General features: G+C 61.9%; 24 protein-coding genes and 1 tRNA gene. 11 read left to right on the top strand and 14 right to left on the bottom strand.

The features are described from left to right. Positions 1 to 111: 111 nt before the first annotated feature. A complete protein-coding gene (locus FAZ30_RS16520; protein ID WP_124644980.1) occupies positions 112 to 378 on the top strand; it encodes a hypothetical protein in 267 nt (88 codons plus the stop codon). Positions 379 to 483: 105 nt separating this feature from the next. On the opposite strand, the gene FAZ30_RS16515 is transcribed toward FAZ30_RS16520, so the two are convergent. From FAZ30_RS16515 to ilvA, 5 genes are all read right to left on the bottom strand, one after another. Further along, complete coding sequence (locus tag FAZ30_RS16515; RefSeq protein ID WP_124644981.1) at positions 484 to 951, bottom strand: hypothetical protein; 468 nt, start codon at positions 949 to 951, stop codon at positions 484 to 486. 22 nt (positions 952 to 973) lie between these two features. Further along, the gene (locus FAZ30_RS16510; protein ID WP_124644982.1) at positions 974 to 1,213 is read right to left on the bottom strand and encodes a hypothetical protein; all 240 of its coding nucleotides are present in this window, start codon (positions 1,211 to 1,213) and stop codon (positions 974 to 976) included. Between the two features lie 227 nt (positions 1,214 to 1,440). Next, the gene (locus tag FAZ30_RS16505; protein WP_124644983.1) at positions 1,441 to 2,088 is read right to left on the bottom strand and encodes an HAD family hydrolase; all 648 of its coding nucleotides are present in this window, start codon (positions 2,086 to 2,088) and stop codon (positions 1,441 to 1,443) included. A 34-nt stretch (positions 2,089 to 2,122) separates the two neighbouring features. After that, complete coding sequence (locus FAZ30_RS16500) at positions 2,123 to 2,497, bottom strand: nuclear transport factor 2 family protein (RefSeq protein ID WP_137009891.1); 375 nt, start codon at positions 2,495 to 2,497, stop codon at positions 2,123 to 2,125. After that, a complete protein-coding gene (gene ilvA, locus FAZ30_RS16495) occupies positions 2,497 to 4,026 on the bottom strand; it encodes a threonine ammonia-lyase, biosynthetic (RefSeq protein ID WP_124645106.1) in 1,530 nt (509 codons plus the stop codon). Before ilvA ends, FAZ30_RS16500 begins: the two co-directional genes overlap by 1 nt. 225 nt (positions 4,027 to 4,251) lie before the next feature. Between ilvA and FAZ30_RS16490 the strand changes: the two genes are divergently transcribed. The 4 genes from FAZ30_RS16490 to lipA all read left to right on the top strand — a co-directional run bounded on the left by FAZ30_RS16490 (position 4,252) and on the right by lipA (position 7,360). After that, positions 4,252 to 5,400 (top strand): D-alanyl-D-alanine carboxypeptidase family protein, encoded by a 1,149-nt coding sequence (locus FAZ30_RS16490; RefSeq protein WP_124645107.1) that lies wholly within the window; start codon positions 4,252 to 4,254, stop codon positions 5,398 to 5,400. 93 nt (positions 5,401 to 5,493) lie between these two features. After that, on the top strand, positions 5,494 to 5,772 hold the full coding sequence (locus FAZ30_RS16485; protein ID WP_103526145.1) for a YbeD family protein: 279 nt from the start codon (positions 5,494 to 5,496) through the stop codon (positions 5,770 to 5,772). 20 nt (positions 5,773 to 5,792) lie between these two features. After that, positions 5,793 to 6,416: a lipoyl(octanoyl) transferase LipB gene (gene lipB / locus FAZ30_RS16480; protein WP_124644985.1), complete on the top strand. Its 624-nt coding sequence runs from the start codon at positions 5,793 to 5,795 to the stop codon at positions 6,414 to 6,416. Then, entirely contained in the window at positions 6,413 to 7,360 is a 948-nt protein-coding gene (gene lipA, locus FAZ30_RS16475; protein WP_103526143.1) for a lipoyl synthase, read from the top strand. Before lipB ends, lipA begins: the two co-directional genes overlap by 4 nt. 94 nt (positions 7,361 to 7,454) lie before the next feature. Here the strand turns inward: lipA and FAZ30_RS16470 are convergent, their stop codons facing one another. Further along, positions 7,455 to 7,955, bottom strand: coding sequence for a prolyl-tRNA synthetase associated domain-containing protein (locus FAZ30_RS16470; RefSeq protein WP_124644986.1), 501 nt, complete (start codon positions 7,953 to 7,955; stop codon positions 7,455 to 7,457). A 131-nt stretch (positions 7,956 to 8,086) separates the two neighbouring features. Between FAZ30_RS16470 and FAZ30_RS16465 the strand changes: the two genes are divergently transcribed. Next, complete coding sequence (locus FAZ30_RS16465) at positions 8,087 to 8,815, top strand: substrate-binding periplasmic protein (protein WP_168190870.1); 729 nt, start codon at positions 8,087 to 8,089, stop codon at positions 8,813 to 8,815. Positions 8,816 to 8,832: 17 nt separating this feature from the next. Here the strand turns inward: FAZ30_RS16465 and FAZ30_RS16460 are convergent, their stop codons facing one another. From FAZ30_RS16460 to FAZ30_RS16445, 4 genes are all read right to left on the bottom strand, one after another. Beyond that, positions 8,833 to 9,234, bottom strand: coding sequence for a hypothetical protein (locus tag FAZ30_RS16460; protein ID WP_137009890.1), 402 nt, complete (start codon positions 9,232 to 9,234; stop codon positions 8,833 to 8,835). A gap of 86 nt (positions 9,235 to 9,320) precedes the next feature. Beyond that, positions 9,321 to 9,406 (bottom strand) — tRNA-Tyr (locus FAZ30_RS16455). A 74-nt stretch (positions 9,407 to 9,480) separates the two neighbouring features. Continuing rightward, complete coding sequence (locus tag FAZ30_RS16450) at positions 9,481 to 10,149, bottom strand: glutathione S-transferase family protein (protein WP_124644989.1); 669 nt, start codon at positions 10,147 to 10,149, stop codon at positions 9,481 to 9,483. A gap of 78 nt (positions 10,150 to 10,227) precedes the next feature. Beyond that, positions 10,228 to 10,974: a sulfite exporter TauE/SafE family protein gene (locus tag FAZ30_RS16445; protein WP_246043373.1), complete on the bottom strand. Its 747-nt coding sequence runs from the start codon at positions 10,972 to 10,974 to the stop codon at positions 10,228 to 10,230. Between the two features lie 98 nt (positions 10,975 to 11,072). On the opposite strand from FAZ30_RS16445, the gene FAZ30_RS16440 reads away from it, so the two are divergent. The 3 genes from FAZ30_RS16440 (at position 11,073) to FAZ30_RS16430 (ending at position 13,272) form a co-directional block, all read left to right on the top strand. Continuing rightward, the gene (locus FAZ30_RS16440; RefSeq protein WP_124644991.1) at positions 11,073 to 11,981 is read left to right on the top strand and encodes a LysR family transcriptional regulator; all 909 of its coding nucleotides are present in this window, start codon (positions 11,073 to 11,075) and stop codon (positions 11,979 to 11,981) included. A 323-nt stretch (positions 11,982 to 12,304) separates the two neighbouring features. Continuing rightward, positions 12,305 to 12,508: a cold-shock protein gene (locus FAZ30_RS16435; protein WP_059287215.1), complete on the top strand. Its 204-nt coding sequence runs from the start codon at positions 12,305 to 12,307 to the stop codon at positions 12,506 to 12,508. Between the two features lie 173 nt (positions 12,509 to 12,681). Beyond that, positions 12,682 to 13,272 carry a cysteine hydrolase family protein gene (locus tag FAZ30_RS16430; RefSeq protein WP_124644992.1) on the top strand — a complete coding sequence of 197 codons (591 nt, stop codon included), beginning with the start codon at positions 12,682 to 12,684 and terminating at the stop codon, positions 13,270 to 13,272. Positions 13,273 to 13,314: 42 nt separating this feature from the next. Here the strand turns inward: FAZ30_RS16430 and FAZ30_RS16425 are convergent, their stop codons facing one another. Then, positions 13,315 to 13,869, bottom strand: a complete 555-nt coding sequence (locus tag FAZ30_RS16425) for a phospholipase D family nuclease (RefSeq protein WP_124644993.1) — start codon at positions 13,867 to 13,869, stop codon at positions 13,315 to 13,317. 160 nt (positions 13,870 to 14,029) lie between these two features. Between FAZ30_RS16425 and sbcD the strand changes: the two genes are divergently transcribed. Both sbcD and FAZ30_RS16415 read left to right on the top strand, forming a co-directional pair. Then, a complete protein-coding gene (gene sbcD, locus FAZ30_RS16420) occupies positions 14,030 to 15,247 on the top strand; it encodes an exonuclease subunit SbcD (protein WP_137009888.1) in 1,218 nt (405 codons plus the stop codon). Next, positions 15,244 to 18,672: an AAA family ATPase gene (locus tag FAZ30_RS16415; RefSeq protein WP_137009887.1), complete on the top strand. Its 3,429-nt coding sequence runs from the start codon at positions 15,244 to 15,246 to the stop codon at positions 18,670 to 18,672. The genes sbcD and FAZ30_RS16415 overlap by 4 nt, the downstream gene beginning before the upstream one ends. Before the next feature lie 3 nt (positions 18,673 to 18,675). Here FAZ30_RS16415 and FAZ30_RS16410 read toward each other — a convergent pair whose 3' ends face one another. From FAZ30_RS16410 to FAZ30_RS16400, 3 genes are all read right to left on the bottom strand, one after another. Further along, the gene (locus FAZ30_RS16410) at positions 18,676 to 19,476 is read right to left on the bottom strand and encodes an alpha/beta hydrolase (RefSeq protein WP_137009886.1); all 801 of its coding nucleotides are present in this window, start codon (positions 19,474 to 19,476) and stop codon (positions 18,676 to 18,678) included. Positions 19,477 to 19,509: 33 nt separating this feature from the next. Then, the gene (locus tag FAZ30_RS16405; protein ID WP_124644997.1) at positions 19,510 to 20,163 is read right to left on the bottom strand and encodes a LysE family translocator; all 654 of its coding nucleotides are present in this window, start codon (positions 20,161 to 20,163) and stop codon (positions 19,510 to 19,512) included. Positions 20,164 to 20,225: 62 nt separating this feature from the next. After that, entirely contained in the window at positions 20,226 to 20,981 is a 756-nt protein-coding gene (locus tag FAZ30_RS16400) for an AraC family transcriptional regulator (protein ID WP_137009885.1), read from the bottom strand. Between the last annotated feature and the right edge of the window lie 60 nt (positions 20,982 to 21,041).

The raw sequence follows: 21,041 nt of genomic DNA, 5'->3' as shown, positions 1-21,041 counted from the left end.
CGCGGCGTGCGTCGCTTCACCCTCATTCGGAGGTTTGCCCGAGACAGGGTATAATGCCCGGCTGCATTCGCGTCATTTCGACATGGCAAGCTTAGGTAACGGGAAGTGAAGATGACTGAAGATCAAATCAAATGTTGCTGGTGCGACAAGGTATCCAGCCGGGCAAAGCTGACAGGCCCTGCGGCCAATCTGTGCCCGCACTGCGAAGAGCCGGTACTGCCATCGACGTTTGGTGAGCTGGAACTGGGGCAGGATTTTGCCTGTAGCCTGGGTGGTTCCTGGAAGAAGATTTCCGACAGCAAGGCTGAAATGCATGATGCGGCACCGTCCGACAAGCCTTGCGAGTTCAAGCCGGCGGAAGTGGTCTACCCCTTCTGAGTCCGGGTTCGGGCTGCCGCTGCAGCCTGATCGACATGCAACCGCCGCCAGGGTGATCTGGCGGCGGTTTTTCTTTGCCCGATGCTGTTGCAGTGAGATGCGGTTTCAGCTGGCGGGGCGGGTCAGCGTGATGGTGGCGATGTCCAGATGGTGCAGTAGTTCGCGCAGGATCAGCAGGCTGGCGATGAATTCGGCGCTATCCGGCAGGCCAGCTGCCGCACCGCCCTCCACGGCATTGGCCAGGCGTGAAAACAGGCCCTCCACGCTGTGTCGTCCCAACTGGCTGCCGGGATGTTGTGGCAGGCCGCACAGCGCTGCCATCTGGTAGATGGCCGGGTCGCTGCTGCTGACCGTATCCAGTGCCAGGCGTTGCGGCCAGCTGGCGCTGATGGCGTCTTCCACCTGCATGATGGCCAGCTCCAGAGCGGCAGCCGTTGGCAGGGTGGGCTGCTTGCCGCAGGCCAGTGCCGTCTGCCAGCCGACCGGCATGCTGGTTTGCTGTTGTGCAGCTTGCGCCTGCGCTTGACCCAGGCTGGTGTGTTCGGCACCGATATGCAGATGAAGATGGCTCATGGATGTTGCCTCGTTCGTTGTTTCAGTGATTGATACCGGCGTTGTGCTGGTTTTTCTGCAGCAGGGCTGCCTGCCAGGCGGCATTGTCGCGGGCGATGGCTGCCTGCCGTTCCGCTGGCAGCTGCGCATCGGCAGCCTTGATGGCTGCTTGCTCTGCCTGCCAGGCGCTGATGTCCGCGGCGCTGGGGCGGGTATCGTGATGGCCAGCCAGGGCGGCGGTGCTGAAGCCAAGGGCGATGAGGGCGAGGGTGAGGTTTTTCATGATCTGTTTCCTGATTGGGTTGCGCTGGCACTGCAAGCGTATGGATGCAGTGTATTGATTACCCGAATGTGGAAATAGATGCTTTCACTCAAGATATTGTTTCTTTTTGGTGTTTAATCAGGCTAAAGAAAACCCGTATCGGCCACTGGCGGGATACGGGTTGTGTGCGGGTTTTCGGTGGCTGGCTTGGTGCCAGTTCCGCAACGCAGCAGGCGATGGACAGCTTCTTACAGGTGCTGCAGCAGCTCCAGCGGGTGCTCGATGCTGATGTCGGCACCCCATCGCTGCGGCTGATCCTGTTCCGAGATATACCCCCAGTTGGCCAGTACGGTTTTCATGCCGACGGCACGGCCGGCCTGGATGTCGCGCTCGGCATCGCCCACATACAGGCAATGTTCCGGCGCAATGCCGATCAGAGCGGCGGCGTGCAGCATGGGGGCCGGGTCCGGCTTGGGGACGCCTACGGTGTCGCCGCTGACCGTTACCGCCGGGCGGCTGGCAAAGGGCAGGGCAGGTACCAGTCGGTCGGTGAAACGCATCGGCTTGTTGGTGATGATGCCCCAGGCCAGCCCCTTGGCACCCAGTGCTTCGAGCATGCTGTTGACGCCGTCGAACAGCACGGTTTCATCGGCAAAACTGTGTTCATACTGATCAAGAAAGCGTAGCCGATATTCTTCGAAACGCGGGTGCTCGCGGTCGATGCCGAAGCCCAGGCTAACCAGCCCGCGTGCGCCATGACTGGCCAGCGGACGAATGGCGGAATAGGGCTGTGGCGGCAGGCCTTCCTCGGCCAGCAGGCGGTTGAGCGCGGCGCCCAGGTCGCGCGCGGTATCGGCCAATGTGCCGTCGAGGTCGAACAATACGGCTTGAATCATGGGGTAGTGTCGGCAATATGGAGGGCTTGCCAGTTTACGCCAAATTGACGATGGCGGTGCCCTGATGAAAGCGTAGTTGCCAGCCTGTCGGGCCTTGAAGCCAGATGGAGCTACGCAGGGCTTGACGCTGCATGCTGCCGTCTGCGGCCAGTTGCCAGCTGCGGTAGCGTATCAAGGCGCTATCTGCTGTCAGCATCTCGGCGCTGAAACTGGAAGTATGCACCGCAGGGTGTGCCAGTGCAGGTCGGAGCAAGACGGCCTTGTCGTGGATGGTTCCCGACAGGCCGACTTCGACAAAATCATCATGCAGCAATAACGCCAGCCTGTCCGGTGGGAGTTGCCACCACCTGTGCAGTTCGGTTTCCTGCTCCTGCAGCAGGGCAAGCAGCTCAGGTGGTAGGGGCTGCATCAACGGATGGTCTTGCCCAGGAACAGCTTGTAGGCCGGATTGTCCGTCTCTTCCACATAGGGGTAGGCCAGGCCATCCAGGAAGTGCTGGAACTCGGCATTGTCACTGGCGGGAACCTGAATGCCGACCAGCACGCGGCCATAGTCAGCACCGTGATTGCGGTAGTGGAACAGGCTGATGTTCCAGTGGGTGCGCATGCCTTCCAGGAAGCGCATCAGTGCGCCCGGACGCTCGGGGAATTCAAAGCGCAGCACGCGCTCATCCTTCAGTTGCGGCGCATGCCCGCCCACCAGATGGCGGATGTGCAGCTTGGCCAACTCGTTGTCGGTCAGGTCCAGCCCATCCAGATCATTGGCCTTGAGCTCGCTGATGATGCGCTCCGAATCCTGCTTGCCGCTGATCTGCACACCCACAAACACATGGGCGGTGCCGGGGTCGGCAAAGCGGTAGTTGAATTCGGTGATGTTGCGGTTGCCAATGACTGCGCAGAATTGCTTGAAGCTGCCCGGCTTTTCCGGAATGGTGACGGCAATGATGGCTTCGCGGCGTTCGCCCAGTTCGGAGCGTTCCGATACATGGCGCAGACGGTCGAAGTTCATGTTGGCGCCACAGTTGATGGCTACCAGGGTCTGGCCGGTACAGCCTTCGCGTTCGATATAGGCCTTGGCAGCGGCCACAGCCAGCGCACCGGCCGGTTCCACGATGGAGCGGGTGTCTTCGAAGATGTCCTTGATGGCGGCGCACATGGCATCCGAATCCACCAGCATGATTTCATCCAGCAGCTCGCGGCAGATGCGGAAGGTTTCTTCACCCACCAGCTTCACCGCTACGCCATCGGCAAACAGGCCCACGTCTTTCAGTTCGACGCGCTCACCTTTTTCAATGGACTGCTTCATGGCGTCCGAGTCCACCGGCTGCACGCCGATGATCTTGATTTCCGGCTTCAGGCGCTTGATGAAGCTGGCCACGCCAGCGGCCAGACCGCCGCCGCCAATGGCCACGAACACGGCATCGATATGGCCGGGGTGCTGACGCAGGATTTCCATGCCGATGGTGCCCTGGCCGGCAATCACGTCCGGGTCGTCAAACGGCGGGATGTAGGTTTTGCCGGTTTCGGCCACCAGGGTCATGGCGTGCTGGTAGGCATCGCTGAACGATTCACCATGCAATACCACCTTGCCGCCACGACTGGTGACGCCGTCAATCTTCACCTGCGGGGTGGTGACCGGCATCACGATGATGGCTTCGCAACCGATTTTCTTGGCCGACAGCGCCACGCCCTGGGCGTGGTTGCCAGCGCTGGCGGTAATCACGCCGTTGGCCAGCTGCTCGGGTGTCAGCTTGGCCATTTTGTTGTAGGCGCCGCGCAGCTTGAACGAGAACACCGGCTGCAGGTCTTCGCGCTTCAGCAAAATGGTGTTGCCGGTGCGGCGGCTGAGATTGTTCGCTGTTTCCAGCGGCGTTTCCACCGCGACGTCATAGACGCGCGAGGTAAGGATGCGCTCCAGATAGTCTTGCTTGTCTTGCATGGTGATGCCGATGTCCTTGTCGTTCATTCTTATTGAACTGTCAGAGTAGCAGGAACTCCAAGCCGGCGGGAAGCCGTGTCGCCATTTTCATGCTGCATTGCCGCAATCGTCCTGCCAGCAGGCGATATTCTGCTGCAAAAACCGGCCATTTACGGTCAACGCAGCAGCGTGGGCGTGTATAATCAACGGCTATTGTTTGTAGCCCTCACCCAGTTGTCGATCTCAATGAAAACCACCATCTCCCGAATTTTGCTTGCGGCCACGCTTGCCCTGCCTGTTGCTGCCTCTGCCACTGCTGCCTTTGTACCGCCGGTGCCGGAAATTGCTGGCAAAGCCTACTATCTGGTTGATTTCAATAGCGGACAAGTGCTGGCCGCTCAAGGCCCGGATGCGCGTGTCGAACCGGCCTCGCTGACCAAGCTGATGACCGCCTACCTCACTTTCAAGGCAGTCAAGGAAAAGCGTCTGACGCTGGACCAGATGCTGACCGTGTCCAGCCGTGGTTGGAAAACCGACGGCTCGCGCATGTTCCTCGATCCGAAAGTGCCGGTTAAGGTAGATGACCTGATCAAGGGCATGATCGTGCAGTCCGGCAACGACGCCTGCGTCACGCTGGCCGAAGCCATTGCCGGCAGCGAAGACGTGTTCGCTCAGGTCATGACCCAGCAGGCGCAGAAGCTGGGCATGAAGAACACCCAGTTCCGCAATGCCACCGGCCTGCCGCATGCCGATCACTACACCACGGTGCATGATCTGGCCATCCTGTCCGCCGCGCTGATTCGCGATTTCCCGGAGTTTTATCCTACTTACTCCATCAAGTCGTTTACCTATAACAACATCACCCAGCCCAACCGCAACCTGCTGCTGTACCGTGACCCCAATGTGGACGGCATGAAAACCGGCTACACCGATACCGCAGGCTACAATATGATCACCTCCAGCCATCGTGATGGTCGCCGGGTGATTTCGGTGGTGGTGGGTACCGCCAGCCCGGAAGCGCGCGCGGTGGAAAGCTCGAAGTTGCTTAACTACGGCTTGCAGTTTTTCGATACGCCCAAACTTTACTCGGCAGCCAAGCCGGTTTCCGATGTTCCGGTGTACAAGGGTGCGGCCAAGTCGGTGCCGGTTGGTTTCGGCCAGGATGTTTACGCCACCGTGGTCAAGGGTCAGGCAGCTCAGTTGAAAGCCGACCTGTCCACCATCCAGCCGCTGATCGCGCCGATCAAGGCCGGCCAGACGGTGGGCAAGCTGGTGGTCAGCCTGGATGGCAAGCCCTTGCTGGAGCGTCCGGTGGTTGCCTTGCAGGCAGTGGAAGAGGGCGGCTTTTTTGGTCGCCTGTGGGACAGCATCAAGCTGATGCTGGGCTGGAAGTAATCCGGCTTTTGATTGACCGCCCCGTTTGACGGGGCCAGGCAATGGCCTGCATCGGAAGATGCGGGCCGTTTGCCATTGCGGATCGAGTTGAATATGGCTGAACAAATCCCTGAGAAGCAGGAAATCATCGAATTTCCCTGTCGTTTTCCGCTCAAGGTAATGGGCGAGCGGCATGATGAATTCGTGGTCACCATGACCGAAGTGGTGCGGGTGAATGCCCCCGATCTGGCTGTGCATGATGTCACCCTGCGCGAAAGCTCGGGTGGGCGTTTTTATGCGCTCACCATTACCGTGAACGCCACCTCGCGCGAACAGCTGGACAATATCTATCTGTCGCTCACCGGCCATCCCATGGTCAAGATGGTGCTTTAAACCGAACAGGAGCCTTGCGCGTGCAGCGTCTGATCAAGCATTTGGGTCTGGTGGACTACGAACCGACCTGGCGCACCATGCAGTCCTTTACCGATAGCCGCACGGCAGATACGCCGGACGAGCTATGGGTGGTGGAGCATCATCCGGTGTATACCCAGGGCCTGGCCGGCAAGCCGGAGCATTTGCTGCGGCTGACTGATATTCCGGTAGTGAAGACCGACCGTGGCGGCCAGGTCACCTATCATGGCCCCGGCCAGCTGGTGGTGTATCTGCTGATCGATTTCAAGCGCATGCACATCGGCGTGCGCGAACTGGTGCGGCGTATCGAGCAGGCGGTCATCGACATGCTGGCCGGGCAGGGCATTACCGCCAATGGCGATGTCAACGCCCCCGGTGTGTATGTGGATGGCGCCAAGATTGCCTCGCTGGGCTTGCGCATCAAGAACGGAGCGGTGTATCACGGCCTGTCGCTGAATGTGGACATGGACCTGACCCCGTTCAGCTGGATCAATCCCTGTGGCTATGAAGGCCTGCGGGTGACGCAAATGAAGGATTTGGGGGTGGATAAATCCCTGGCGCAAGTGGCAGAGCTGCTGCTGCCTCAGCTGGAAAAACACCTTACCGTGGTGAAGGAGACAGCATGAAGTTGGACAACGAGGCAGGGGTCAAGCATAAAGGCGCCGCCAAAACCGCACGTATTCCCATCAAGATCGTGCCGCTGGATGAAAAGCTGAAAAAACCGGAGTGGATTCGCGCCAAGCTGCCCACCGGCCAGCGCTTTCACGAAATCAAACAGATTCTGCGTGATCAGAAGCTGCATACCGTGTGCGAAGAAGCCACCTGCCCGAATATCGGCGAGTGCTTCAGCAAGGGTACGGCTACCTTCATGATCATGGGGGATATCTGTACCCGCCGCTGCCCCTTCTGTGACGTGGGCCATGGCCGCCCCAATCCGCTGGACGAGAACGAGCCCAAGCATCTGGCCGAGAGCGTGGCTGCGATGCGGCTGAAGTATGTGGTGGTGACCTCGGTAGACCGCGACGACCTGCGCGACGGCGGTGCCCAGCACTTTGCCGACTGCATCAGTGCGGTACGGGCTGCCTCGCCGGATACCCAGATCGAAACCCTGGTGCCGGACTTCCGTGGCCGGCTCGATCTGGCGGTGGATATTCTCACCACCACGCCGCCCGATGTGATGAACCACAATCTGGAAACCGTGCCGCGCCTGTACAAGCAGGCCCGTCCGGGTGCCGATTATGCGCATTCGCTGCAGCTGCTGAAAGATTACAAGGCCAAGAATCCGGCGGTGCGTACCAAGTCCGGCCTGATGGTGGGCCTGGGCGAAACCGACGAGGAAATCCTCGAAGTGATGCGCGACCTGCGCGCCCACAACGTGGACATGCTGACCATCGGCCAGTATCTGCAACCGTCCGATGGCCATTTGCCGGTGCTGCGCTATGTGCACCCGGACGTGTTCAAGATGTTCGAGGAAAAAGCCTACGAAATGGGCTTTGCCCATGCTGCGGTCGGTGCCATGGTGCGTTCCAGCTACCATGCCGATGTGCAGGCGCACGAGGCCGGCGTCTGAGTCTGAGATGCTGAGCGCGGCCTGTGCCGCAAAAAGGCTGTAACGGGAAGCGTGCTTGTGTGCTTCTGGTTGCAGCCTTTTTTTTGCGTGTGCCTCAGCCGGATGGCAGTAGCGGCAAGGCCAGCAGGCGTGGCGGGTGAGCCGTCAATTGCAGGAAGCGCAGCAGATCGCCGGTGGCAACGGCCAGCGTACTGCTGTTGTGCAAGGGGTGGCACAGTACGGCGGGATGTTGTAGCAGGATCGGGTCGATGATGACATCCACCACGCCGGCTTGATCATTGATGACGGCCAGCAGGCTGACTGCGCCCGGCGTCAGGCCCAATGCCTGTTGCAAGCGCTCGGGTGAGGCAAAGCCCAGTCCCTTGATCTGCAGCAGTTCGGCACAGGCTTTGAGATCAAGCCGCTGCGCGGCAGGCAAGCAGATCAGCAGATAGCGCCCGCTCTTGCCTGCTTTTAGAAAGAGGTTCTTGGTTTCTGCGCCCGGCAGGTCGGGGATGATGGCGCTGGCTTCGGCGCAGTTAAACACCGGCGCATGGTCGAAGCGCTGGTAGCTGATGTGCTGTGCCGCCAGAAATGCATACAGTGTTTGAGGCATGTCCCAGCCTAGCATGAGGGCTCCCGCTCGAAAAGTCAGTTGCCATGATGGTATTGTTGGTGTTTTGGGTGGCAGTTTGATGGCGTCGGCCGGGATGGCTGACTAGTGGGAGGCGGATGAGGCGAGCAAGCATGGGTTGTGGTGGGCTGCTGATGATCATGGCGATGCTGCCCTTGCCGCTGTGGGCGGCGGTGGTGGCTTGTGGTGGGGACAATCAGTGGCCGCCGTCATCGTATCGCCTGCCGGGCAGTAGCGAGGTGCAGGGCTATTCGCCGGATGTGCTACGTGCGGCCTTGGCTGACCGGATTGGCGTCGAAGTCAGGCTGATGCCCTTTGCGCGTTGTCTTGCCGCTGCCGAGCAGGGGCGGCAGGTGCAGCTGGTGATGGCTGCCAGCTATTCGGCAGAGCGGGCGCAGCACTTTCTGTTCACCCGCTCTTATTTGCAATTGCAACCCGTACAGCTGACCTTGCATACGCCACGGGCTGCTGCGGCCGGGCTGCCCTGGTGCGGACTGAATGGTTTCAATTATCACGCTTTTGGCTTGAGTCCGGCGCAGGTGGATGCTGGCTCGGCCAATTATCCTGATCTGTTGCGCAAGCTGCAGGCCGGGCATTGCCGTGGCTTTGTCGAGTATCGCGAGGTGTGGCAGGGCTTGCAAAAGCTGGGGGTGGCCGCGGCTGCGGGCCGCGCGCCGCTTGATATGCGGCCACTGCCTGCCAGCGGCCCGGTGCGGGTGTATTTCATGATTTCCCGGCAAATGGCCGGAGCAGAAAGGCTGCGCGGGCAGCTGGATCAGGCGCTGCTCAGGCTGGAAGCCAGTGGGCAGTTGGCGCCCATGCTGGCGCGGCATCTGCACTGAGGCCATGCCGGCAGCTGCTAGTCCTTGCTGCCTTTCAGCTGACGGTAGTCTTCCAGCACACTGTCGATCTGTTGCAGCACGACCAGCAGGGCGGGGTCATCTTGCAGGGTGGTGAAGCTCAGGGTGGCATCCAGTTGCTGCAGGCAGCGGCGGGTGGCGGTGCTGACCTCCACAGCGGCATTGAAGTCGGCTGCGCCCAGTACCTTGCCGTTGCGTATCTTGCGGTAGTGAATCCCGGCCATCACGGCATACTTTCCGGCCAGCTCGTTGTCGGCAAAGCGCTCACCGCGCTGCATGGCAAACAGCTGGTCCATGGCATGACGGCAGGCTTCCTCGGCGCGCAACCATCTTTTCTGTTCAGGCGTGCGTGCCGCTGCCTTGGCGCGGGGTTTGTCGTGCTTGCTGTTTTTGCTGGCCATGGCTGCTTTCCCGGTGTTGTGAGCGCGGCCCCTGCGGACCCATGACAAAAGGCCCGAACACGGTGTCGGGCCTTTTGCATGAAAGCTGGTGGAGGGAGAAGGATTCGAACCTTCGAAGGCTGAGCCGCCGGATTTACAGTCCGGACCCGTTGACCGCTGGGGTAACCCCTCCAAAAGAGAGCGGCATCATAGCGAGGCTGGATTTTTTCGTCAAGCCCCCGCGCTGCAGGTCGCTCACTCTCATGCTCAGGCGTAATCGTATTGACCGCCCTGGCGCAGCGCGGCCTGGTAGGCCGGGCGAGCATGGATGGCGGACAGGAAAGCCTTGATGTGCGGGTGGCGGGTGCTCACGATGCCTGTATGGCTGGCTGCTTCCAGCGGAAAGCTCATCTGGATGTCGGCCGCAGTGAAATCCTTGCCGGCAAACCAGCCGCTTGGGGCCAGCTGCTGTTCGATATGGTCGAAGTGCAGTTGCAACTGCGGATTCAGGTAATTGCTGCGCACGCCCTTGGCAATCAGGCGTGCCAGTGGTCGCAGCAAGGCGGGCATGGGCGGCTGGTCGAGGCGGAAAAATACCAGGCTCATCAGCAGTGGCGGCATGGCCGAGCCTTCGGCGTAGTGCAGCCAGTAACGATAGTCCAGCAGCGCCTTGCTGTCGGCAGCCGGTTTCAGTCGGCCTGCGCCATATTTTTCCACCAGGTATTCGATGATGGCGCCAGACTCGGCCACCACGATGTCGTCGTCAGTGATGACGGGCGACTTGCCCAGCGGGTGCACGGCTTTCAGTTCGGCCGGGGCCAGCATGCTGCGGGCATCGCGCTGGTAGTGCTTGATCTGGTAGGGCAGCTGCAATTCTTCCAGTAGCCAGATGACGCGTTGCGAGCGGGAATTGTTCAGGTGGTGCAGGGTAATCATGATGGCGACCAAACAGAAATGATGGACGGATCATAGAGATCCGTCTGGCAAAACAAAAGCGGTTTTACGGCAAGTCACTCAAACGTGCCGTGACATCAGCAGTGCGGTGGTAATCAGCATCAGTGCAAACAGTTGTTTCAGCCGGCTTTCCGGCAGCCGGTGTGCCCACGCCACGCCTTGCGAAACAGTGCAGACTCCACCCAAGGCCATGGGCAGGCCCAGTTGCCAGTCGATATGGCCGGCGCGGCCATAGGTCCACAGGGCCACCACTGCTCCAGGCACGACCAGTGCCAGCGCCAGCCCCTGGGCTACCGCCTGCTTTTTGCCAAAACCCTTCACCAGAATCGGCGCGGCAACGATGCCGGCCCCCACGCTGAACAGGCCGGCAAACAGGCCGCCCACTACGCCGACCAGCGGTAGCATCACGTCCGGCCAGGCTGGCCGCCCGGACACTTGGCGCAGCCGGCTGTCCAGCAGGAAGTACGCCGCCAGCAATAGCAGGAATGCGGCAAAGCATTGCTTGAGCAGGCCGGCATCCATGTCGACGGCAAGCCGGGCGGCCGGGTAGGTGCTGATCACCGAGCAGAGGCCGATCAGCATCGCGGTGCGCAAGGGAAAGGGATTGCGCTGGCGGTAGCGCCAGAAGCCGATCAGCACATTGGGCGTCATCATCACCAGTGCGGTGCCCTGCGCCAGCGCCTGGTTCATGCCGTACAGCATGACCAGCACCGGTATGGCGAGGATGCCGCCGCCGATGCCCAGCAGGCCGCCAATGCCACCCAGCAGGCCACCCAGGGCGAGTGCTTCCAGTATCTGCCCAAGCATTGCAAGCTCCATGTTTGATTGTCTATGTCACAGTTTACTAGGTGAATTGATGGCTATAATTCAGTTTCAACGAAACCATTATTAAGCTGGGTGCAATAATGAATGCGGTGTCCGATCTGGAATTTTTCCTGCAGCTGAACCAGTGCGGCAGCATGGTGGCTACCGCGAGGCAGCTGGGTGTCACGCCGCCGGTGATCAGCCGTCGTCTGCAGGAATTGGAGGCGCGGCTTGGTATCGTGCTGTTGCGGCGGACTACCCGTTCACTGCAATTGACCGAGGCCGGGCAGCTGTATCTGGCCGAGGCGCGCCGCCTGCTGGGTGAAATCGCCGAGCTGGAGGGGAGGGTGCGCGGTGACCCGAATCAGCCGCACGGCCTGTTGCGTGTCAACGCCAGTTTTGGTTTTGGTCGCCGCCATATCGCGCCTTTGCTGGCGGACTTTGCCTGCCAATACCCACGGCTGGAGGTGGAGCTGCAACTGAGCGACCGTCCGCCGCGCCGGCAAGAGGGGTTTGATGTGGCCATCCGCTTCGGCCAGCCGCCGGATTCGCGGCTGCATGCCAGCCTGTTGCTGCGTAACCGGCGGGTATTGTGTGCGGCACCGGCCTATCTGGCCGGGCGTTCGCCGATCACGCAGCCGCGTGACTTGCTGCGGCATGAGTGCATCGTGATTCGCGAAAACCACGACACGCATGGCAGCTGGGTGCTACAGCAGGGCGAGCGGGAAGAAACGGTCAAGGTGCGCGGCCCACTATCCAGTAATGATGGCGAAACTGCGGTGCAGTGGGCCATGCAGGGCTTGGGGCTGGTGCTGCGCTCGTGGTGGGATGTGGGTGAACTGCTGCGGAGTGGGCAGTTGCTGCGCGTGTTGCCAGACTGGCAGTCGGAACCGGCCGACATCTATGCACTGTATCCGCCGGCGCAGCCGCAGCAGGCCAAGCTGCGTGCCTGGCTGGAATTCCTGCGAGCGGCATTGCAGTCGGAGCAAGCCCTGGCCGCTCACTATTGATCTTGCTGCCCGGTGCTGCCATGGCAGATGGCTGCGCGGCATATTTTGCCCATGCTGTTTTTATCCGTGGCATCAATATTTCCGTCATATATATGAATGCGCCATGGTTTGAACGGAAATTATTTTGCCGATTTGGCAGATAATGTTTGACCGCATGGAACAAGGTGCGTATAACGGTCCTGCAAGATTTCAAGTTTTGTGCCTATTTCGTTACAGTGTGCGTCCCTCCAAAAGAGTTGCCTAATTGTTCAAATGTCGATTGCTTGAATTTCTTGTCTCCGGGCTTTTGCCCAGTTTAAATTTTATTTTGTTAGGGATGTATTATGGAAACCGGCACCGTTAAATTCTTCAATGACGCTAAAGGCTTTGGTTTCATCACTCCGGACGCCGGCGGTGATGACCTGTTCGCTCACTTCTCCGAAATCAAAGTAGACGGCTTCAAGTCGCTGCATGATGGCCAGAAAGTTAGCTACACCAAGGCAATGGGTCAAAAAGGCCCGGCTGCTACCAACATTCAGCCGCTGTAATTGCTGATTGTCATGTCTAGTCGCAGCAGCTTGTAAAAGCGGCTGACAGCTAGTCAGGCAGACAACAACCCACCCGACTCAGGTCCGGTGGGTTGTTTGCATTTCATCGCGACGAAAATACAGGTAGCGTGTGCTCTGCTATGCTGCTGCATCACTTTGCTTGCCAAATAGCCATGCCTGCCACCACCTTGCCGACACTTCCCGCCAACGCCGTATTGCTGCTGATAGACATGCAGCAAGCAGTGGACGACCCCAGTTGGGGCGAGCGCAATAATCCGCAGGCCGAAGCCGTGGCTGCACAGTTGCTGTCGCGCTGGCGCAGCCAGCAGCGCCCGGTATGCCATGTCCGGCACGATTCACTGGAACCGGCATCGACTTACCGTCCCGGCCAGCCCGGCCATGCCTTCAAGCCGGAAGTCGCTCCCTTGCCGGGTGAGTGGGTGTTGGCCAAGCAGACCAATTCGGCTTTTATCGGTACCGATCTGCAAGCACAGCTTGCGGCCATGGGCTGCTCAACCCTGGTGGTGCTGGGCGTGGCCACCAGCAATTCGGTCGAAGCGACTGTGCGCATGGCTGGCAATCTGGCATACGCCGTTTATCTGGTAGAGGATGCCTGCTTCACTTTTGGCCGCACCGACTGGTCGGGCGAGTGGCGCACTGCTGGTGAGGTGCATGCGATGAGCCTGGCCAATTTGCATGGCGAGTACTGCCAGGTGTGCCCGGCGGCAGCGATTCTTGCTGCCACTGCAAGCACCCGCGGCTGAGCGTGCACGGCGCACAATCCACTTTGCATGATTCTGGCGGCGCTAATCACTCCGGGTAGCATCCGCCAGTGTGTCTGCTTCCTGCCATAGCCTTTGCCACTGCTGCTCGTAGCGCGCTGCCAGTTCCGGCGCATTCCACACGACCAGTACGTTTTCCGCATTCTTGCCGGCTGCCGCCGCGCTGTAGTTGAAGCTGCCGGTCTGTACATGCATGGCGTCAATGATCATGAATTTATGATGGAAGATGGCGTAGCGGGCGTTCAGCCGTACTGGAAGCTGCTGGTCGGCCAGAAAGCGGGTGGCGCTGTAGCGACCGCTGTTTTCCTTGCGGTCGGCTACCACGGCGACTTCGATGCCGGCGTGCTGTGCTGCCAGCAAGGCTTGCGCCACCGGTTTGCTGGTAAAGACGTAAGCGGCCACATGAATCGAGCGGCGGGCGCTCTGTATCGCTTTCAATACCAGTTGCAGCGCAGCCGGGTCCGGCGCAAAGGCAACTTCGCTCTGGCTGATGACAGGCCGGGTTGCCGCCTGTGTCGCAGGGCATGCAAGCAGGGCGGCGAGCAAGCTCGCCAGCAAGTAATTTCGCAGTGGTTTCATCTTGCCCATTCTAATCACTATCGTGCAGCTTCCCGGCCCGCCAATAGTCTTGCTGGCAACGGTGCTGCGCCATCGCTGGTGCTGCTGGTGAATGGTCCGGGCGGGCAGGCTGGCGCCGGGCTTGCTAGAATGCGCGCTACTTCTCTTGATGAGTGATGGCATGCGCATTCTTCACACTTCGGACTGGCATCTGGGCCAGCACTTCATGGGCCGCAGCCGCCAGGCGGAACATCAGGCCCTGATCGACTGGCTGCTATTGCAGGTGACGCAGCAGGCTATCGATGCGGTGCTGCTGGCCGGAGATATTTTCGACACCGGTGCGCCGCCCAGCTATGCGCGCGAACTGTACAACCAGCTGGTGGTGCGGCTGCACGAGGCACGCTGCCAGCTGGTTTTGCTGGGGGGCAATCACGACTCGGTGGCAACGCTGGAAGAGAGCCGGCCGCTGCTGGCTTATCTGGGCTGCACCGTGGTGCCAGCGGTGGCGGAGGATCTGTCACTGCAGTTGCTGACGTTGCGCAATAGACAGGGCCAGCCAGCGGCCTTGCTGTGTGCGGTGCCCTTTATCCGCGCCCGCGACGTGATGCAAAGCCAGGCCGGGCAGAGTGCCGAGGAAAAACAGCAGGGCCTGCAACAGGCCATTGCCGCGCATTATCAGGCCCTGTATCAGCTGGCCTTGCAAGAGCGCAGCCGCCTCGGTTTGCCGCTACCCATTCTGGCCAGCGGCCATCTCACCACCGTGGGGGCCAGCAGTAGTGAATCGGTGCGCGACATCTATGTTGGCGCGCTGGATGCTTTCCCCACCAATGCCTTTCCACCTTTCGACTACATCGCGCTGGGACATATCCACCGGCCACAGCAGGTGGGTGGCCAGTCACATATCCGCTACAGCGGCTCACCGCTGGCGCTGAGTTTTGATGAGCTGGGGCAAGGCAAGCAGATGTTGCTGCTGGAGCTGCAGGATGCAGCCATCGCCAGCATTAGTCCGCTGACCGTACCCTGCTTCCAGCCCCTGTGCAGCCTGCGCGGCACACTGGCCGATTTGCAGCAGTCCATTGCAGCCGTCCTGGCCGCCACGCCAGCCGGGCAGACGCTGTGGCTGGAAGTGGTGGTGGAAGGCGATGATTATCTGTCCGATCTGCAAGCCCGCATCCAGAACATGCTGGAAGGGCAGCCGGCCGAGCTGCTGCGCCTGCGCCGCGCCCGCAGCCAGGCCGTGGCGGGCTTGAGTGCGCAGCGCAGTACGCTGGACGAACTGACGCCGGCCGAGGTATTCGAGCGGCGCTTGCAGCAGGAAACACTGGATGAGGCGCTGGCCGGCGAGCTGCGCCAGCGTTATCAGCAGGTGTTGACTGCCTTGCAGGAGGAGCAGGCATGAGAATCCTCACCCTGCGCCTGAAAAACCTGAATTCGCTCAAGGGCGAGTGGAAGATCGACTTCAGCCAGCCGCCGTTTCGCGACAACGGCCTGTTTGCCATTACCGGCCCCACCGGTGCCGGCAAATCCACACTGCTGGATGCCATCTGCCTGGCGCTCTACCACGAAACGCCACGGCTGAAGACCATTTCGGTCAGCAGCAACGACATCATGACCCGCCACACCGCCGACTGCCTGGCCGAGGTGGAGTTTGAGGTCAAGGGTAAGGCCTATCGTGCCTTCTGGAGCCAGCGGCGGGCACGTGACAAGGCCGATGGCGCCTTGCAGCCGGCGCGGGTGGAGCTGGCGGACGGCGACGGCCAAATCCTTACGACCCACAGCACGGACAAGCTCAAGCGCATTGCCGCCATCACCGGGCTGGATTTCGCCCGTTTTACCAAGTCCATGCTGCTGGCGCAGGGCGGCTTTGCGGCGTTTCTCAATGCCAGCCCCAATGAACGGGCCGAATTACTGGAAGAGCTGACCGGCACCGAGCTGTACGGCCAGATTTCCCAGCGCGTGTTCGAACGGGCGCGTGACAGCCGCCAGGCTTTGCAGCACTTGCAGGCGCAGGCCGGCGGGGTGGAGCTGCTGGACGAGCTACAACGCAGCACCATGCAGCAGCAACTGACTGCCCTGCAGCAGCAACAGCACACGCTGGCCGGGCAACAGCAACAGCTTGGCCAGGCCCTGCAATGGCGGCAGCAACTGGCGCAGGCACAGCAGCAACAGCAAGCTGCCAGCCTGCAACTGGAACAGGCGCAAGCCGCCATCACGCAGGCCGCGCCGCAATTGCAGCAACTGGCCGCCAGCGAGCCGGCGCAGCGCATCGTGCCGCTGTATCAGCACTGGCTAAGCCAGCAGCAGCGGCTGGCTGCTGGTGAAGCCGCCTTGCAGGCGGTGAATGCGCGCTACCAGCACAACTGGCAGCAATGGCAGCAGCTCAACTGGCAAGGCCTGGGTCTGGCCCGTCAGCAGGCCACGGCGCTGGCCACGCAGCAGGCGCAGGCAGGGCAGCAATGGCAGCAGTGGCAAGCTCAGCAGCAGGCCCAACCACAACTGGCGCGGCTGGGAGAATATTTGCCGCTCTGGCGCAGCCAGTTTGCCCAGCATGCCCGTGGCCAGCAGGACAGCGCGCAGGCTGAGCAACAACGCAGCCAACTGGCCACCGCACTGGCAGACGGGCAGCAGCGCTTGCAGGCGCAAGCCCTTGTCTGCCAGCAAGCCGAAGCCGCTTTGCAGCAGGCGCAACAGGCCGAGCAGACGGCCGCTGCCGCCAGCCAGCAGCTGGATGTCACCAGCCTGCGCCAGCAATGGCAGGCCGCCCAGCAAACCAGCCAGCAGTGGCAGCAAGCCATCTTGCTGGCCGGGCAGTTGCAGCAAGGCTGGCAGGCCGAACAGCACTTGCAGCAGACGCTGACACGGCAACAGTCGCTGCTGCCGCAACGCACGGCGGCGCTGGCCACGCTGCGCAGCCAGTATCGTGAACTGCAGGAACAGCTGGCCGACAAGCAGCGCCTGCTGGAGCTGGAGCTACGCATACAGGATCTGGAAGCCCAGCGCGCGCTGTTGCAGCCGGGCCAGCCCTGTCCGCTGTGCGGCTCTGCCACGCATCCGCTGGTGCAGCACTATCAGGCGCTGGATGCCACGGCGGCACGGCAGGCTGTGCTGGACAAGCAGCAGGCGCTGGACGCGGTGCAGGCACAAGGCCAGCAAGCCAGTGCCGAACTGGCCGTCCTGCAACAGCAGCTGGACAGCCTGCAACAGCAATGGCAAGCACAGCAGGCTAATCAGCAACAGCAGTGGCAACAGTGGCAGCCGCTGGCCGATGCGCTGGCCGTGGCACCGGAGGCATGGCAGCAGCCGGACGTACTGGCGCAGGCTGCCCAGGCTGCCTTGCAGCAGCAAGAGCAGCTCCAGCAGCAATTGCTGCTGGCCGAAGCCGCCGCCCGTAGCTGGCAGCAGGCTTTGCAGGCCAGCCAGCAAGCGCAACAGCAGTGGCAGGCCGCCCAGGCCGAGCTGGCCTTGCTGCAACAGGCTGCCACCAGCATGCAACAGCGATGGGCGCAGGCCGATGAGCAGGTAACACGGCTTGCGGCAGAAGCCCAGGCGCAGTGGCAGGTGCTGCAGCAGTCGCTGGCCCAGGCGGGCCATGCCATGCCGGCTGATCCCGTGCGCTGGCTGGCCGATTGCGAGCAGCAATGGCAAGACTGGCAACAGCAACAGCAAGCGATGCAGAGGCTGGAGCAACAGCTGGCACGGCTGGAGGTGCAGGCCGCGCAGGCTGATGCCCAGTGCCATGAATGGCAGCAATACTGGCAGCAACTGGCCTTGCCTGAGCCGCTGCCGGCAGTGACTGCGCCAGCCGCAGAGCTGGCCGAAACGGTGGCGCAGCTGGAAGCCTGCCAGCAGCAACGGGTAGTGCTGGCCGCCGCGCTGGCGCAGTTGCAAGGGCAGCAACAGCAAGTCGCGGAGGATATCCGCCAGCAGCAGTTGCAGCTGGATGAGGCCGCGCAGCAATGGCAGCAGGCCTTGCAGCACAGCCCCTTTGCCGATGAGGCCGCCTTTGCCGCCGCCTGCCTGCCGGAGAGCCAGCGCGCCGCCCTGCAAGCCATGCAGCAGGCATTGGACAAGTCGCTGCAGCAGGCCGAGGCCTTGCTGCAGGCTGCCAGTGCCCGCCAAATCGAGCTGGAAGCTGCGGCAGTCAGCCCACTGAGTCTGGATGAGCTGCAGGCACAGCAGGCCACGCTGGATGGTGAGCGTCAGCAACTGAGTGCCCAGAGCGGTGCGCTGCAGGCCTTGCTGGACAGCGATGCCCAGCGCCGCAATGGCTTACAGGCATTGTTGGCGCAGATTACCCGCCAGCAGGCGGACAGCGAGCTATGGCAACGGCTGGATGGGCTGATCGGCTCGGCCAAGGGCGACAAGTTCCGCCGCTTTGCCCAGGGGCTGACGCTGGATCATCTGGTGTATCTGGCCAATCGCCAGCTGGCGCGCCTGCATGGGCGCTACCAGCTACGGCGCAAGGCGGAAGGCGAGCTGGAACTGGAAATCGTCGATAGCTGGCAGGCGGATGTCTGCCGCGACACCCGCACCTTGTCGGGCGGGGAGAGTTTTCTGGTCAGTCTGGCGCTGGCTTTGGCGCTGTCTGATCTGGTCAGCCACAAGACTTCCATCGACTCGCTGTTCCTGGACGAGGGCTTTGGCACGCTGGATGCCGAAACGCTGGAAATTGCGCTGGATGCGCTGGACAGCCTGAATGCCAGCGGCAAGATGATAGGCGTCATCAGCCATGTGGAAGGCATGAAGGAGCGCATTGCGGTGCAGATCAAGGTGGCGCGCGCCGGCGGCATCGGGCTGTCGGCGCTGTCGGTAACGGGAGGCTGAGGCTCAGTCCGTGCCGGCCATACGGCCCAGCCAGGTGAGGATGCCGGGTATGGCGGCGGTGGGCGCTTGCAGATGGCTGCCCGGCGGTATCAGCAACTGGCTGGCCGGATTGGCCGGCAGGGCGTCGAACATGCTTTGGCGCACGCGCTGCAGGGCCGGGTAGTCGTCCTCCGGCGAGATATACAGTACCGGCAGGCTGGCTGGCAGCTGTTGCACGGCTTTGCTCTGGTTCATGGCCCCGTCCGGGTCGAACCAGTCCAGATAGATGCGCGGTGTGGTGGTGATCGGGTAGAGCCCCTTGCTGCCTTCAAAATCCGCCAGCCGGGTTTTTTCCCCGCCATGGCCTGCGGCCAGCAGGCTGCGGGCGCTGGCCACGGTATCTGTCAGCCGCTCGCGCGGTGTGCCAGCCGCCACATTGCCACCGGGGGCAATGGCCATCACGCCATCCAGGGGTAGCCGGCCTGCCAGATACAGCGCAAACAGCCCGCCCTGGCTATGGCCAGCCACCACCAGCTTGCGCGCACCCTGGTTGCGCAGTGATTCCAGCGCCTCTTGCACCTGCTTCACCGCGCTGGCGACATCGGCATCGTATTCACGCCGGCCGGACCACGGCATGTCCAGATTGGCCAGCAGCACGCCTTGTTGCTGCAGGGCCTTGGCCAACTTGTCGACATGTTTTTCCGGGCTGCCACCCTTGCCGTGCATCAGCACCACGCCCACCGTCGGGCCGAGAGGATTGGCCAGGGCCGTGGTGGCGATCAGCCCCAGCAGGGGCAACAGTAGCAGGCGTAATCGTCGCAACATGGCAGGGGCTCGGGGTGGTGGCAGATGGCTCTGTTATAGCAAGGTCTGATAGCCATGCACGATGACGCCCAGCGCCAGATAGGCAAACAGGGCGGCCGAGGCGGCATTGCAATACAGCAGCAGGCGGTGGCCTACCAGCTTCTGGCCATGGCTGGCCAGCCAGGCCAGAAAGGACGACCAGGCGAGGCCGCCGAGGAAAAAGCCGCCCAGAAACACGCTGGCTGCCAGCGAGCTGCCATCGGTGGACTGGGCAATGATGCTGCCGCCGACTGCCGCAAACCACAGCAACGAGGAGGGCGAGGCCAGTGCCATCAGCAGGCCGCGCCAGAACTCCGCCGCCGTGCTGCGGCGCTGCTCATCATCCGCACCGTTGCTGCTGTCCTTGGTGGTGGGGTGGTAAAACTCGTGCCAGGCGGAACGGGCCATTTTCCAGGTCAGCCACAGCAGCACGCTGCCGCCGCCCAGCCACATCACCCAGCGCACCGGGGTGAAGCCGAACAGCAGCGACATGCCCAGCAAGGACAGCAGGGCATAGAACAGGTCGCCAAAGCAGGAGCCCAGGCCCATCATCAGCGCCGGGCGCAGTCCTCGGCGCAGCCCGGTATTGATCAGGGCGGCATTGACGATGCCGATATCCAGACACAGTGATACCGACAACAGAAAACCCTTGGTGGCAATGGCCAGCATGACAGCACATCCGCAATGACAATGATGGCGGATGATACCGGCCTGGCTGCGAGCGCGTCTTGTCAAAAATTGATCTGGCGGTAGCGGCCGGGTGTCATGCCGCAAAAACGGCTGAATGCCTTGCTGAAGTGGGCCTGGTCGGCAAAGCCGGTGGCCAGCGCCACCTCGACGATGGACTGGCCGGCGCGCAGCTGGCGGCGGGCTTCGGCCATGCGCTGCTGCATCTGCCAGGCCAGTGGTGGCAGGCCGCAAGCCTGATGGAAGCGGCGCACCAGATGGGCAGGGGTGATGCCGGCTTGCTGTGCCAGCGCCTCCAGGGTCAGCGGCCGTGACAGATCATCCAGCAGTTGTTGCTGTACGTGCCGCACCAGCAGGCTGCCACGGCTGCTGGGGTTGTCGGGAGTGGATGGTTGTTGCCGTGGCAGGCGGGCGAGCAGGGCGATGATGGCTTCTTCACGCAGGCTGGCGTCTTGTGTGGCCAGTTGGCGCAGCGCTGCCGCCAGCTCGGGGCGCTGCAACTGGCTGGGCAGATCGGGCGGCAGGCAGTCGAAATAGGCGGGGAAGGCTGCCGGTGCCACATAGAGCGACAGGCATTGCCAGTCTTCGCCGCTCAGGCTGCGGCTGGCCTGCACCGCAGCCGGCGGGTAGACCGTGAGCATGTCTGGCCGCACCTCGAAGCGCTTGCCATCCAGCCATACTTCTTCCAGCCCACCCAGATTGACGCTGATGACGTACTCGTCGTGGGTGTGCTTGGGAAAGCCGGCAGCCGAGGCCTGGATGCCGGCCAGTTCCAGCAGGGGGGTGCGCAGGAAAATCATGCTGCGACTATAGCTATGTCAGGCCGTGGCCGCCAGCCATAGGGCGACAGCCACGGCGCT

This window comes from Aquitalea aquatilis (genome assembly GCF_005155025.1).
GTDB lineage: Bacteria > Pseudomonadota > Gammaproteobacteria > Burkholderiales > Chromobacteriaceae > Aquitalea > Aquitalea aquatilis.
Note: the sequence above shows the minus strand (reverse complement) of the source record. Positions and strands in the feature narration are given on the sequence as shown.